The 13,668-nt window shown below is 69.3% G+C and carries 7 protein-coding genes; 3 read left to right on the top strand and 4 right to left on the bottom strand.

Annotated features, from left to right (window positions below; genetic code table 11):
* Positions 1-107: 107 nt before the first annotated feature.
* Together Pla108_RS04220 and Pla108_RS04215 are read right to left on the bottom strand one after the other, a co-directional pair.
* On the bottom strand, positions 108-710 hold the full coding sequence (locus Pla108_RS04220) for an NfeD family protein (protein ID WP_146443322.1): 603 nt from the start codon (positions 708-710) through the stop codon (positions 108-110).
* Positions 711-870: 160 nt separating this feature from the next.
* Positions 871-3,252 carry an NfeD family protein gene (locus Pla108_RS04215; RefSeq protein ID WP_197526228.1) on the bottom strand — a complete coding sequence of 794 codons (2,382 nt, stop codon included), beginning with the start codon at positions 3,250-3,252 and terminating at the stop codon, positions 871-873.
* A gap of 289 nt (positions 3,253-3,541) precedes the next feature.
* Between Pla108_RS04215 and Pla108_RS20820 the strand changes: the two genes are divergently transcribed.
* Positions 3,542-5,080 carry a prenyltransferase/squalene oxidase repeat-containing protein gene (locus tag Pla108_RS20820; protein ID WP_197526227.1) on the top strand — a complete coding sequence of 513 codons (1,539 nt, stop codon included), beginning with the start codon at positions 3,542-3,544 and terminating at the stop codon, positions 5,078-5,080.
* 148 nt (positions 5,081-5,228) lie between these two features.
* Here the strand turns inward: Pla108_RS20820 and Pla108_RS04205 are convergent, their stop codons facing one another.
* Both Pla108_RS04205 and Pla108_RS04200 read right to left on the bottom strand, forming a co-directional pair.
* Entirely contained in the window at positions 5,229-6,074 is an 846-nt protein-coding gene (locus Pla108_RS04205; RefSeq protein WP_146443318.1) for a hypothetical protein, read from the bottom strand.
* A gap of 191 nt (positions 6,075-6,265) precedes the next feature.
* The gene (locus Pla108_RS04200; RefSeq protein WP_146443316.1) at positions 6,266-10,393 is read right to left on the bottom strand and encodes a hypothetical protein; all 4,128 of its coding nucleotides are present in this window, start codon (positions 10,391-10,393) and stop codon (positions 6,266-6,268) included.
* A 237-nt stretch (positions 10,394-10,630) separates the two neighbouring features.
* Between Pla108_RS04200 and Pla108_RS04195 the strand changes: the two genes are divergently transcribed.
* Positions 10,631-12,022, top strand: a complete 1,392-nt coding sequence (locus Pla108_RS04195; protein WP_146443313.1) for an outer membrane protein assembly factor BamB family protein — start codon at positions 10,631-10,633, stop codon at positions 12,020-12,022.
* Between the two features lie 166 nt (positions 12,023-12,188).
* Entirely contained in the window at positions 12,189-13,667 is a 1,479-nt protein-coding gene (locus Pla108_RS04190; RefSeq protein WP_146443311.1) for an MATE family efflux transporter, read from the top strand.
* Position 13,668 lies beyond the last annotated feature (1 nt).

The raw sequence follows: 13,668 nt of genomic DNA, 5'->3' as shown, positions 1-13,668 counted from the left end.
CGAGTAGGCGTCGGATTCACTCCCCGGGCTCGCGCCCGGGGCTCAGGGCCGTTTGAGAGCGGGCCGTTTGAAAGCGGGCTGGTTGGAGGCTCTTCGCGGTCGGGCGCTCAAGCTTGCGGCGGGTCGTCGTCGAAATCGAAGTCCTCAAGGCCCAACTCCTCGGGGGGGCGCGACAGCAGGTCGGCGCCACCGGTCTCTCGCGTGGGGTCGGGGCGATCGGCGGCCGTGGCCCGGCGGACGACCAGTCGGTTGCGGCTCGCCTCGACGACGCGAACGTACTCGCCCGGGTCGATCGCTTGGCCCTGACTGACGGCGTCGAGCATCTGGCCGTCGATCTCTACCGAACCGGACGGCAGCATCTTCGACCGGGCGACCCCGACACGGCCCACCAGCTCATCGCGATCGCCTTCGGGGAGCACTTCCTGCTCGGTCGGCGCCGCGCCGACCAGCAACCGGCCGATCGGCGTCTGTGGCAAGTAGACGAACGCCACGTAGAGCAGGAGCGGGGCGAGGATCACTTCGGCCGCAGCGAACCCCAGGCCGTACATCCAGCCGCCCGCTGAGTAGGCGCTATAAATCGCGCCGCAGAAGGCGGCGGCTGAAAGGAACCCCAGCAGCCCGCCCGACGGGAAGAAGACTTCCGCCACGACAAGCAGGCTGCCGATGAGCGTCAGCAGCACGGCGATAGAGATTCCGTCGAGAGCGTTCAAGGGAGGCTGGAGACCGGAGGCTGGAGGAAGCGTTTAGTCCCCCTCCCTTTCAGGGAGGGGTTAGGGGAGGGTTTAGGTTCTCAGCACAGGTTTATTCTCCTGTAGTGAACGCTCTGACCCTCCCCTAGCCCCTCCCTAAAAGGGAGGGGGATAACTCACTCTACCCCTGGACGCGGCGGACGACGACTCGGTTCGCATGGGTTTCAACGACCTCGACCGCTTCGCCCCGATCAACAACCTCGCCACGGGTGACGACATCGACCGGCTCGCCATCGATCTCGGCGCGGCCGCTGGGGAGCAGATTCGTGGTGGCCGTCCCGGTCTTGCCCAGCAGGTGCTCGTAGTCGGCGAGTTGCTCGCGGCGGTCTTGCTCGATGCGGTCCGCCTCGTCGAGCGGCCCGAGGGTCGCCCGCCGGAAGAGGACCGATTGCGGCAGGTACTGGCGCAGCACCCCCGCCAGCACCAAGAAACCGAAGCCGGCGCCGGCGACGGTCGCCAACGAGTTGCGGAGTTCGATGAGCTGGCCTTCGGTCTGCGGCAGGATGAACGTCTGGCTCGCCAGGACGAGCGACGCGATGATCAGCAGCGAGCCGCCGACGCCAAAGATGCCGATGCCGGGAAGCACCAGCAGCTCGAGCAGCACGCAGACAAGGCCGGTGGCGAACAGCAGCACCTCGAGCCAGTCGGCGGTGCCGTCGAGGAACTTGCTCCAGAAGAACAGCAGCAGCGCGACCGTGGCGATAAACCCGCCGAGCCCCATGCCGGGCGTGTGCAGTTCGATGTAGATACCGACGATACCGATCACCAAGAGCAACGCCGCGAGGCCGGGGGACGCGAGCGCTTCGACCAGTTCGAGGGCCCAGTTAGGGGTCGCTGTAGCGGGCGCCTCGGTCAGGCCGTAGAGCGCCTGCAGGTCGTCGAACTGATCGACGGCTTGCCAAGCGACACCGGTTTCGACCGCCCGCTCGGCCGACAGGTCGAGGGCTTCGCCGGCCGCTTTGACCGCCTGACCCTGGCGCCAATCGGCGGCCTCGTCGAGCCCTTCCAGCTCGTCGGGGCTGAGGATCCGCACCGCACCGGTCTGGCGGTTGGCGTACTCCGCGAGCTCAAGGCGTGGGTCGATTGTCGCGGCGAGCAGCGACCAGGTCCGCGACGTCGCGGGCGCTAGGACTTCGCGGATTGTGGTGCGAGCGGCGTCGAGCTGCTCTTGCGGGTCGACAATCAGATCTTTGAGCCCTTCGCGGAGGACGCGGCCCACGTCGTCGCCGGGTGGGGGGGCGTCGTTGCCGGGCGGGGGAGGGGCTTCGTCGGCCTCGACGCCCCGCAGTACGGCGCCCCTCTGCATCACGAGCTGGTCACAGGCGAGCGCCACCAGCGCCGCGGGGCCTTCGGCGCGTTGGGGCACGTAGGCGACGGTGCGGACCTCGCCGTCGCCAAGCTCCGCGAGCGTCTGCGCGAGCCGGATCGCCGCGCGAACGTCGCCCCCCGCGGAGTCGATACGCACGCCGATCCAGTTGATGCGGTGACGCTCCAGCTCATCGCCGATCAGGGTCTCAAGACGGCGAACGTTGCGGCTAGTCACCGGGCCGGACAGGTCGATCATCACCGGCCGCCACTCGCCCGCCTGAGATTGGTCTTCCATCAGCGATTCGGCCGGTACCGCCAACGCCTGGGCCAGCGCTTCGCGGCTCGAGACGAGGTACTTGGCGATTCCTTCCTCCCGCGCCTCGCGGCCGGTGAAGACGGCGAGCGTCCCCGCCGGGGCGATGACGTCCTCGCTAACGACGGCGCGCTCCTCGCGGAGGTCTTCTAGGTCAGCGCCGAGGGCGTACTCGACACCGCGATCGGTCTCAAGCCGGACCAGCTCGGCGGCGCGGTCGACCATCGCCAACGCGATAGCGGTCGGCGCCGTACGGCGGGCCTCGGCGATTTGCTGGTAGGAAGCACGGATGCCGGGCTCGAGCGGACGGGCGTCGTCTTCGTCGACGCCGGCGCGGCCGATCTGGGCCTCGGGCGCCATGGCGATCTCTTCGCACGCCAGCGCCACCAGAACGGCGTGTCCCTCGACCGAGTCGGGCAAGTAGGCCAGCGTCTTGACGCGGGTCATCTGGTCGCCCACCAAGAACCGCGCGAGCCGCAGCGCGCGTTCGAACTCGGTGGCGCCCCCGTTGGCGGCGGGGGCGAACTCGAGGACCAGCAGGGGCCGTCGTTCGTCATCCGGCGGCGCGTCGGCGAGCAGTTGGTCGACCACCCGCTGCAGCCGCGCCTGATAGACGGCGTCGTCATTGCCGGTGATTGGCATGCGGAGTCGCACCAGGGCGACACGGCGCGGCGTGGGACGGTCGTCAGCGTCGCCCTCCTCGCCCTCGGCGGCCAACGGGACAGCCGGCTCGGTAACCGGGTCGACCGGGTTGGCCCCGTCGGCGGCCGCGAGCGCCGCCCCGGAACACAGCGCAAGCGTCAACATCACGGCAAAGCGCCAGATCACGGCAAAGCGCCGGGAGAGCGCCGCGACGTTCGGCGGTGGCGACGTGATTCGCATCCTCGGTCTCAACCTTTGCTTTTCCGCATGTCCGCTCAGTTTGTCCGCCCACCTCTGGCGGTGGAGCCGACCGACGGGATTATACCGCTCTTCTGTCAATCTCGGGCAGCTTCGGCGCCGGACGCCGCTTTCAAAGTCGTGGTGGGCCAAGGCGTGGCGGGCCAAGGCGTGGCGGGGGGCGGGGTGGCGCCGTAGCCTAAAGAGACCGGCCCGTCGCCGCCCCTCTCGCCTAATCGCCACCCTGTGTTCGTTGCTGGCACACGCTGCTTGCCACTTAACCATCCGCGTTTTGGCTGAATCCGCAACACCGCCGCCCGAAGCGACCGCCGACGAGCCGTACCACGCCGGCGGCCGTGAGTCGTATGGCTGGCTAGCGAGCTTCGCCCTGCACGCCATGGTGTTTCTGGTGCTGGCGTGGTCGACGCTGCCGCCGCTGCCGCTTTCGACGACCTTCAGCCTGCAGGGCGAACCCCCTCCCGCGGAGCGGATCGACGAGGCGATCGACCTCGACGACGTCTCGTTCGACCTCGCGACCGACGACCTGTCGCAACCGCTCGCCGCGTCGGCGCCGCCACTCGCGGCCCCAACCCCCGACGCCATGGCGGCGTCGCCCACGGCGGCCGTTGACCTTTCGACGCTGCTCGCCGACTCGGCAATCGCCTCGCCGACCGACGTGAACCTGTCGGTGGTGGCGGGCGTGGGGACCGACGGCCGCTCCGACGCCGGCAAGGCGGCGCTCGTCGCGGCCAAGGGGGGCTCGCCGGCGAGCGAGGCGGCGGTCGCCCGCGGGCTGAAATGGATGGCCGAGCACCAGAACCCCGACGGCACCTGGAGCCTCGTCCACAACGTCGGCGCGTGCCGTGGCCGTTGTGACCACCCGGGCAAGGTCCCCGGCAAGGACCCGTTTGGCGACTCGCTGGCGAGCGCCACGGGGCTCGCACTTCTGCCGTTCCTCGGCGCCGGCGAGACGCACGAGCACGGCCGCTACCGCCGCGTGATCCGCAACGGCCTCCGAGCCTTGGTTCGGTTGGGCGAGATCGACGAGGACAACCCGGGGCTCTCTTGGTCCGACAGCGGACGGATGTACGCGCACGGCATCAGCGCGATCGCCCTCTGCGAAGCGTACGGCCTGACCAAAGACCCCGACCTCCGCGCGCCGGCGCAAGCGGCGATCGCCTACCTCGCTTACGCCCAAGACCCGCAGGGGGGCGGCTGGCGTTACACGGCCCAGCAACCGGGCGACACGTCGGTGACCGGCTGGCAGATCATGGCGCTCAAGAGCGGCGTGCTCGCCAGCCTCCAGGCGCCGAAGCGTGTCGCCAGCCGGGCGACCGCGTTTCTTGATTCCGCCAGCACAGCGGACGGAACGCGGTACGGCTATCTCGCCGCCCCCGAGCCGGTCGAGGGTGAGGAGGCCCCCGCCTACAACGGAACGCCGACGCTCTCGGCCGTCGGCTTGCTCTGCCGCATGTACCTCGGCTGGGATCAATCGGACGAGCGTCTGAAACAGGGCGTCGAGCGGCTGGCGAAAGAGGGGCCACGTTCGGGCAACTTCTATCACAACTACTACGCGGCCCAGGCGATCTTCCACCACACCGGCGGCGTCGGCCCCGTCTGGCGAGAGTGGAACGACGCGGTCCGCGACCAACTCGTCGAGCAACAATCGACCCGCGGCCACGAGCGAGGAAGCTGGTGGGTCGAAGGCCCGCACAACGACCGCGGCGGACGCCTCTACACGACCGCGATGGCGACCATGACGCTCGAGGTCTACTACCGCTACCTGCCGCTGTACCAGTCCGAAGCGGTCAACACCGCACTGCCGGACTGACCCCACCAAAAACTCCCCCTCCTTTTCAGGGAGGGGTTAGGGGAGGGTCGCGGCGTTCATCACAGGAATGTTTTCTTGTCCTGAACAGCTTCACCGTCCCCTGGCCCCTCCCTGAAAAGGAGGGGGGAGAGTGCGGGCGTTCTCTCCGCTACCGCACCGCGTCGCGGTAGCGGGCGGTGAGCTCCATCTGCATGCGGCCGCGGCCGTCGAGTTGGTGCGCCACGACGCCGACGCCGCGAAGGCCGCTCATCGCGATCGGCCCCGACAACTCGGCGGCGACAACGCGGCAGGTCGCCTCTTCGATGTCGAACGTCCCGTCGATGAAGAGCCCCATCTGGCCCGTGCCCCCGCCCGACGCCTCGATCGTCGCCGCGAAGCGCGCGACGCGGCGGCCCTCGACGGCGCCGATCTCGTTGAGCGTCAGCGCAAAGCTGTCGACCGTGCCGATCTTCTTGTCGAATCCCAGCGTGCGTTGCGCGAGCTCGGCGGGGAGTTCGAGTCGCTCGCCGATCGCGACGGTGCGGCCGGCGAGAAACTCCGCCAGCGGGCTCGCTGTGCCGAGCGTCTCCATCGCCCGGACGACCAGCGCGTACTCGTCGAGCGGCGGGACCACGCCCTCGGCGTTGGTGACCAGGAGCTTCTCTCCCTCGCGGACGCAGCGGTAGGACTTGTCCGCGACCGGCTCGGTGGCCGTGGCGCCGTTGTGGGTGCTCGCCGCCTCGAAGAACCGCACCTCGGCGGCGACGACGCGGCCGTCTTGCAAAGCTTGGGCCGTCACACGGCGACGTTGGCGGCGTTCGACCTCGCTCGTCGCCTGGTCGAGGATCGCTTCGCCCTGCCGCGACGTGGTGTCGAGTCGTAGGGTGATCGCGATCGATTGCTCGATAGCGTCGCCGACCGCTGCTTTGCGGCGTCCGAACGTGGCGGAATCGGCGGCGGCGGGGGCCGGCGCGAGGAGGGCGGCGATGGCGAGCAGTCGGGGGAAGGCGTTCACGGCGCGTCCTTGCGGGGGAGTGACGCCGATAGCGTCTCGCAACCCGCCCGCCCGCTGCAAGAGCGAATTGACCTTTGCAAAAAGCGAGCCGGGAGGCGTCAGCCCCCGGAGGGCGCCGGGTACCCGCTTCACTCCGGGGGCTGACGCCTCCCGGCTCGCTGCTTTCTTGTTACGAGTGCGTGACAGCTCAGCTACGCTTCGTCCTCGACGCCGAGCTGCCGCTGGGTCTCGTCCCACGAGAGGTGCGCCTGCTCGATGCGGCGGAGCGGGTCGTCGGCCTCGTCCTCGCCCCGGCGCAGCAAGCGTTGCTGTTGTTCGGCTTCTTCCTCGAGCGCCTCGACCCAGTCGGGCAGGTCGAGCCCCGCCCCGCCCGCTTCGGCGAGGAGCATCGCGACCTCGATCTCGAGCGATGCGAACGCCTCGCTCGGGTCGACCGCTGCGTCGGCGCCCATGGCGGGACCGACGAGCGAGCGGAGCAAGTCGATCGTCAGCGGCCGGACGAACCGCTCGGCCAACCGCTGCGAGACCGTTGGTAACCGCATGCCGTAACGCTGGGCCAATTGCTCGAGCCCCCGCTGGTGCTGGTCGGCCGCTTCGCGCGTCCGCTCCTCGACCGCGCTACGCCACAGCGCCGCGGCGGTCGAGCGGCCGCTCTCTACCAAGATGCGGTGGGCCAGGGCCACCGGCTTGAGGTTCCAGGCGACCCGGTCATAGGCGTTCTTCAGCCGCAAGAAATCGACGAGCGCGTGCAGCATCTCGCCGTGGTCGGACTGGGTCGTCGTCGCGTTGTAGTCGCGGTAGACGGCGTAATTCTCGACCACCGCCTCGATCGCAACGGTCAGGTGGCGGATCGCCTCTTCGCGCCCGATCCCCGCGTCGATCGCTTCGACGAGCTTCGGCGCGTCGGCCGGGGGCTCTTCGCGGAGGTTGTCGAGCCAGACGCCCACCTTCTGATGCAGGATCGCCCGCAGGTTGCTGAGCGTCAGGAAGCGCTGGGTGAACAAGTCCTCGCCGAACTCTTCCACGAAGCGGACAAAGCGTTCCCACTCGCGCGGATCGCCGAGGCGCTCGACGACGCTTAGCCGCACGGTCTTGCTGTGGGCCAGCCAGCGGCCGAGCTCGGCCTCGGTCAGGTCTTGCAGCGCTTCGACGAGCATGACGTCGGCCGCGTCGTCGCCCGCCTCTTCGACGCGCTCGGTGATCCGCCACGACTCGCTCGACGCGACCAGGCAGCGGACGATCGACGCGTAGCCCGCCTCGAATAGGCGGTCGTACTCCGTGACGGCGCCGCGGCCGACCGGGTGGTCGGTCTCCATCCCTTGGGCCACCTCGAGCAGCCGGGTGGTCTCGCGGATCAGCCCCAGCCGCGGCATCCACGCCAGCAGGTCGCTGATCAATCGGTGCAGGACGCGGACGCGGACGATCTTGCGGGGATCGCCGCCGCGGCTAATCGGGATGTAGAGCAACTCCTCGCCGGCCAGGGCGTTGCTGAGTTGTGGCCAGTGATGGCGGACGCCGTCCGCGTCGGCGAGCAAAACCGCCCGGAGCACGCCAACCGCCGCGCCGACCGCCTTGGGGGTGTCGGGGCTCGCCGCATCGGGATTGTTGGTATCGGGCTGGGCCGGATCGGAATGGATCGGATCGGAATGGGCCGGGTCGTCGGCCGCCATCGCCCCGGCCGCCGCGCGGAGCAGCCGAGCCGCGTCGGCCGCTTCGACACAGGTGGTGATCACCCCTTCGACGATCGCGTCCTTGATGGTCCGCAGGCGGTCGTACTCGACCATCGACTCGTGGTCGCCCATAGGCTGCGGCAACCGGTGGGTATGGACCGACTCGAGCAGTTGGGTCAGCTGACCGCCCCGCTGGGTCGCCATGCGGCGCCAGCTGGCGATGGTCTCGGCGCGGCCGTCGGACGCCGCCCCGCGGACGCCCCAGACGACGGCGGCGTGCTTCCACAACCGCGACACGGTGTTGAGGAACGCCAAGCGTCCCTCGAGGCGTTCGGCCTCGTCTTCGAACTCCAGACGGGTCTCGTCGCCGTCGGGCTCGAAGAGGGCGCCTTCGACGCCGTCGTCGCTGCTATCCTCGAAAATGACGCCGTCGTAGGCGGCGCCGAAGAGGCCCAGGTCGTCGTCTTCTTCGTCGTCGAACTCGTCGTCGGGGTCAAACTCCGAACCCTCGAAGTCGGGGTCCTCGTCGCCGAAGCCGAAGAGGTCGTCGTCGTCATCGTCCTCGTCGTCACCCAGCAGCTCATCGAGCAGCGAGTCGTCATCGTCGTCGTCACGCCGCATACCGAGCTCGAACCGGGGGGCGTCCCAGAGTTCTTCGGCGTTGGCCTCGAGGTGGGCGAAGAACTTCGCGACCAACGGCCACTGGTCCTCGCCCGTCTCTTCGCCCCGCTTCTCGACGAGCCGTAGCCAGCGCTCGGCGAGCGGGTGGAACGACGCGTCGCCGTCGTCGAGCGGCGTCAGATCGACTTGGCAGACCCAGCGCATGAGCAGCGCCATCGACGCCACGAGGTCGCCCTTCTCGAGCAGCGCCTCGACCACCTGCTGGAACGCCTTCGGTGAGTCGAACTGGTCAACGAACATGCCCCAGAAGGCGATGTCGCCCGCCGCGGCGCCCGCCTTGTGCCAGGCGTTCAACGCCCCGGCGACGAGGTTCGTCGAGACCTCCACTTCTTTAGCGAGCAGCCGCCGGACGCCGCTCACCATCGGCGTCGCGAATTGATCCCACCAGATCGCGATCCGTTCGAGCGTTGTCGAGAAGAACCGTTCGTACTCCGAGTCGTCGACCGCCGCCGCCTCGCTCCAAGCGCGGGCGCAGAGGCCAAGCAGCTGCTCGACCACCTGGATCAAGTCGTCGACGCGGTAGTCGTGGATCGTGTTCTCGATCGAAGGGAACAGGCTGTAGTTGCCGCCAAACCCGACGACGTTCCACGGATCGACCAGCGCGCCGCACTCGATGCCCCGCTCCAGCAGGTCCTCGATCTCGGGCGTCAACTCGGCGGTGACAGCCAGGTCATGGGCGTCGAGCGCTTGGTGCCCGGCGGTGAGCTTGCAGTAGATCTTGCAGAGGATCCGCGACGAGGCGACCCGCACTTCGTTCGCCTGCTCGAGCGCCGAGTTGGCCGCCCCCATCCGGGCGTAGACGCGGGCGAGCCGCACGCGCTGCAGCTGTTCGGCGCGGCGACGAGCGATCGCCTGGTTGAGGTGCTGGCGGGCGCCGGCGAACGGCTGGTGGAGGCGTTCCGCCTCGCGGCGGAGGCGCTCGCCGTGGTCGCCGCCGACCCGCGAAAGCAAGTCAGCGTAGAACCGGTCGCGGTAAGCGGCGATCTGTGGCAGGAGCGTGGCGAGGGTCTCTTCGCCGCTGTGGGCGGTGGGGCCCGACCCACTGACGCCCGACGCCATCAAGATGGTGCCGGCCAGCACCGCCGCGGCCTCGTCGAGCAGCTCGTCGCGCGCGAAGCTGCCGTCGGGTCGGTCGCCCGCGTCTTGTTCGACGCGGGCGCAGAGGGCGTCGAGCACCACCGGCTGGAGGACGAAGCGCCGGTAGTAACCGCTGGAGTCGATGTGGTTCGGGTCCCACAACCCGAAGTGGTGGTTGGGCCGTTTGTGCGCCGGGTGATCGAAATCGTACGCCCGGGGGTCGAGCGCCAGTTCGTCCAAGTGGTCGGGGTCGAAGTAGGCGGCGCGGAGGATCCCGTCGTCGGTCTCGCGGAGCACCTTAAGGGTCCGCACGATCAAGTCGTGGCGCCGGCCGTGGGCGACGCCGGCCTGCGCGATGTAGAGCGGGATCGGGCGGATCCACTCGTGGCGGTAGGGCTCGATCTTCTGGTCGGTCTCGAGGACCGCGATCGGGCGGTAGCCGATGTAGTCGTCGAGGCGGTCGCGGGCCGCGTTGAGGGCGGCGTCGTCCCACGGCGCCCCCTGGCTGAGGATCGCCTCGAAGACCCGCCCCAGGAAGAAGGGACGCCACAGCTCGTGGTCCTCGCGGCCCCACAAGAGGTCGGCGTGGAAGCGGCTGTAGACCTGGCGGAACTGCCCGGTGAGCCGCAGGACTCCGAGGGCCTGCTCGGCGTCGGCGAAGGCCTTCCCCTCGGCGCGGAGCGTCTCTAACCGGTGGGCCAGATTCGACAGGACGCGATCGACCGGCGCCGGCCCCGCGTTGGCGGCGACCGACTCTTCCAGGGCGAAGAGCTCGTTGACGGCCGTCAGGAAGCCGCCGTCGGTCGCGCCCGATGAAAAGTTGAGGTACCCCAGCACCTCTCGCTCGGACTGGGCGCGCCGTTCCCGCGGATCGTCGGGCTGGGCGGTCATACGGGCAGGGGGGGCGAGTAGCGAAAAAGGGGGGCCTGGGGGCGTTTGCCCCCCAGTGCGCAACGGTCCGGGTAGCGCGCAATGTAGGAGTCGCGCCGGGCAGGGTCTAGCCGCTGGCCGGCGTTGCGACCGGACGCGTGCAGCCGTTCGCGGCCCCGATTACTATGACAGGGACCCGCGCCGCCCCCGGCCGGTGCCCTCTCTGCACCCGTTGAAGCCCCCTGCTGGACCAATCCGATGCCGCGATCCTCCCGCCCGCTGTCCGACGGATTTTGCCGGTTTGTCCCGTTCGTGGCGCTGCTGGGAGCCTTGCTAGCGTCGCCCGCGGAGTCCCGCGTCGTCGCCAAGCACACGGCGGAAATGGCGGGCCTAGAGCGGGCGTGGTTCACCCAAGCGGCGCTCGACCCCGCGACGCAGGAGACCGTCGGCGCCCAGCTATCGGGCGACTCGCTTTATGTGCTCACTTCGGCCGGCGTCCTCCAGGCGTTCGACGCCGAGACCGGCGCGACCCGCTGGTCGACGCGGCTCGGCTCGGGCGGTTCGACCGTCGTGCTCGGCCCAACGGTGTCGCGTGTCACGGTGAAGGACGCCGACGGCGCCGACACCACCCTCGTTCGCTGCGCCGTCACCATCGGATCGACGCTGCACGTGCTGCGTGAGGTCGAGCGAGGCGTCGAGTCCGAGATGGCCATCGAGGCCTCCGGTTCGCCCGCTTCGGCGCCGGTGCTCGGTGACGACTATGTCTACGTCCCCGCGGTCAGCGGCCGGTTGCTTGCCTATCCGCTCAACCAAGAGCGCGGCGTTCCCTACATCATCGCGTCGCCGGGCCAGCTCGAGGCGTCCCCTGTCGTCGGCGATGGACGCGTCATCTGGTCAACGGTCCGTGGAGAGATCTACGCGGCGCCGGTCGGCAAAGGGGGCGCGATCTATCGGTTCGAGGCCGGCGAGCCGCTCGCGGCTTCGCCGATGCTCGTCGACGGCATGCTCTACGTGGCCGGCGTTGATGGCGTGATTCACGCCCTCGAGGCGGACCGGGGCCGCCCCGCATGGCGGGCGACGGTCGGCGGCTCCGTGCACAAGCCAATCGTCGTCGCCGGCGGCGTCGCTTTCATCCAAACCGCTGCCCCCGCGATTTGGGCCTACGACGCGGCGACCGGCGAACACCTCTGGACCGTCGAAGGGCTCAGCGACTTTGTCTCGGCCACCGACAAGCGGGTCTATACCGTGACGCCCGACGGCGCCGTGGGGGTGCTCGACGTCGCCACCGGCAGGCCCGTGGCCAGTTGGCCCGCCGTCGGCGCGCTGACGCCGATCGCCAACACCCAGAACGACCGTCTGTACTTCGTCTCCGCGGAAGGGCTGATCCAGTGCTTCCACGAGGCGGGGCTCGCGTCGCCGTGGCGCCACGACGGGGCCGCCGAGCCCAATGACGAGGTTCCGCCCGCCGCGGACGAGCCGGTCACGACAACCGACGAGCCCGCCGACTTTGTCGAGGGCCCCGCCGACGAGCCCGCCGAAGAACCAGCCGACGCCGAACCCGCCGGCAATCCCTTCGATCCGTTCGCCCCCGCCGGCGGTGGGGACGACGCCCCGGCCGATACGGACGACCCCTTCGCCGATTTCGAATGATCGAAGGGCGAACCTGATCGCTGGCTCCCGTGTCGTCTCTCGGCACGCTACGCTCGCAGCACGGAGGGGGGCGGCGCGCCGGTCACTCTCCCGCCGCCGACGGACCGCCGCGGCGCCCCGACCGCCCGCCGGGTAGGACGGACGCCGAAGAAGAAGGAGCTTCCAGTTGTCCGAAACGAACACCGCCAACGAGACGCTCTCCCCCACCGGTTGGTGGTCCCGCCCCGGCGGCGGCCGCGAGGTGCTGTCGGTCGCCGCGCCGCTGGTCGTGTCGAGCCTATCGTGGACGGTCATGACGTTCGTCGACCGGATGTTCCTCAACCACTGGTCGGGGGCGGCGATGGCGGCGGCGTTCGTCGCGTCGATGATCTGGTTCGCCGCGCTCTGTCTGCCCCTCGGCATTTGCTCGTACACGTCGACCTTCGTCGCCCAGTACCACGGCTCGGCGCAGCCGCGTCGCATCGGCCCCGCCGTCTGGCAAGGCGTCTGGTTCGCGCTCGCGGCGAGTCCCTTCCTGCTGGCGGCGATCCCCTTTGCCGATGCGATCTTCCTCGCGGCGGGGCACGCCCCTTCCGACGTCGAACTGGAGGGGCGCTACTTCGCGATCCTCTGCTACGGCGCGCCGGGCATGCTGCTCGCGCAGTCGCTGTCGTCGTTCTACAGCGGCCGCGGAAAGACCGTCGTGGTGATGATCGTTGACAGCGTGTTCGCGATCCTCAACGTGCTGCTCGACTGGTGGTGGATCTTCGGCCTCACCGTCGCCTGGGGCGACGAGACCCTCGAGGTGTTCCCCGCCTGGGGAATCGCCGGCGCCGGCTGGGCGACCGTCACCGCCACATGGCTGAAAGCAGCGACCTACTTGCTGATCTTTGTCCTGCCACGTTACCGGGCCGAGTTCGGCACGGGACACGCCATTTTCGACGTGAAACTCTTCCGTCGATTGCTCTACTTCGGCGGCCCGGCCGGCGTGCAGATGCTGCTCGACGTGCTCGGCTTCACCGTCTTCGTCGTGCTGGTCGGCCGGCTCGGCTCGGTCGAGAACGAGGCGACCAGTCTCACCTTCAGCATCAGTTCGCTAGCGTTCATGCCGGTCTTCGGCATCGGCTTGGCGGTGAGCATCCTGGTGGGCCAGCACCTGGGCGAGGACCGCGACCGCGTCGCCGCCCAAGCGACCTGGACCGCGTTGCACGTCAGTTGGGCCTACATGGCGCTCGTTTCGATCGGGCTCGTCTTCTTCCCGCAGCTGTTCCTCAGCGGGTTCTTCGCCGGCGAACCGATGTCGGGCGACCTCACGACGCGCGCCGCCGTCGAGTCGACCGCCTTGGTGCTGCTCCGCTTCGTCGCGGCCTACAACTTCCTCGACGCGATGGCGATCGTCTTCGTCAGCGCGCTAAAGGGCGCCGGCGATACGCGGTTCATCCTGCTGACGAGCCTCGTAATGGCCCTCGCGCTCGGGTTGCTTACCTGGCTGATGGTGGATGTCGCCCACGCCGGCCTGTACGGCTGCTGGGGGGTCATCTCGGCGTGGGTCGGCACGATCGGCATGGTCTTCTTGCTCCGCTTCTTGAACGGCAGCTGGCGTTCGATGCGCGTTATCGAGCCGAAGCTGGTCGAACCGGAATCCGACGCGGGCGAGTTCGCATGAG

The sequence above is a fragment of the Botrimarina colliarenosi genome, assembly GCF_007859955.1.
GTDB lineage: Bacteria > Planctomycetota > Planctomycetia > Pirellulales > Lacipirellulaceae > Botrimarina > Botrimarina colliarenosi.
This window is presented reverse-complemented; position numbering and strand designations above follow the sequence as displayed.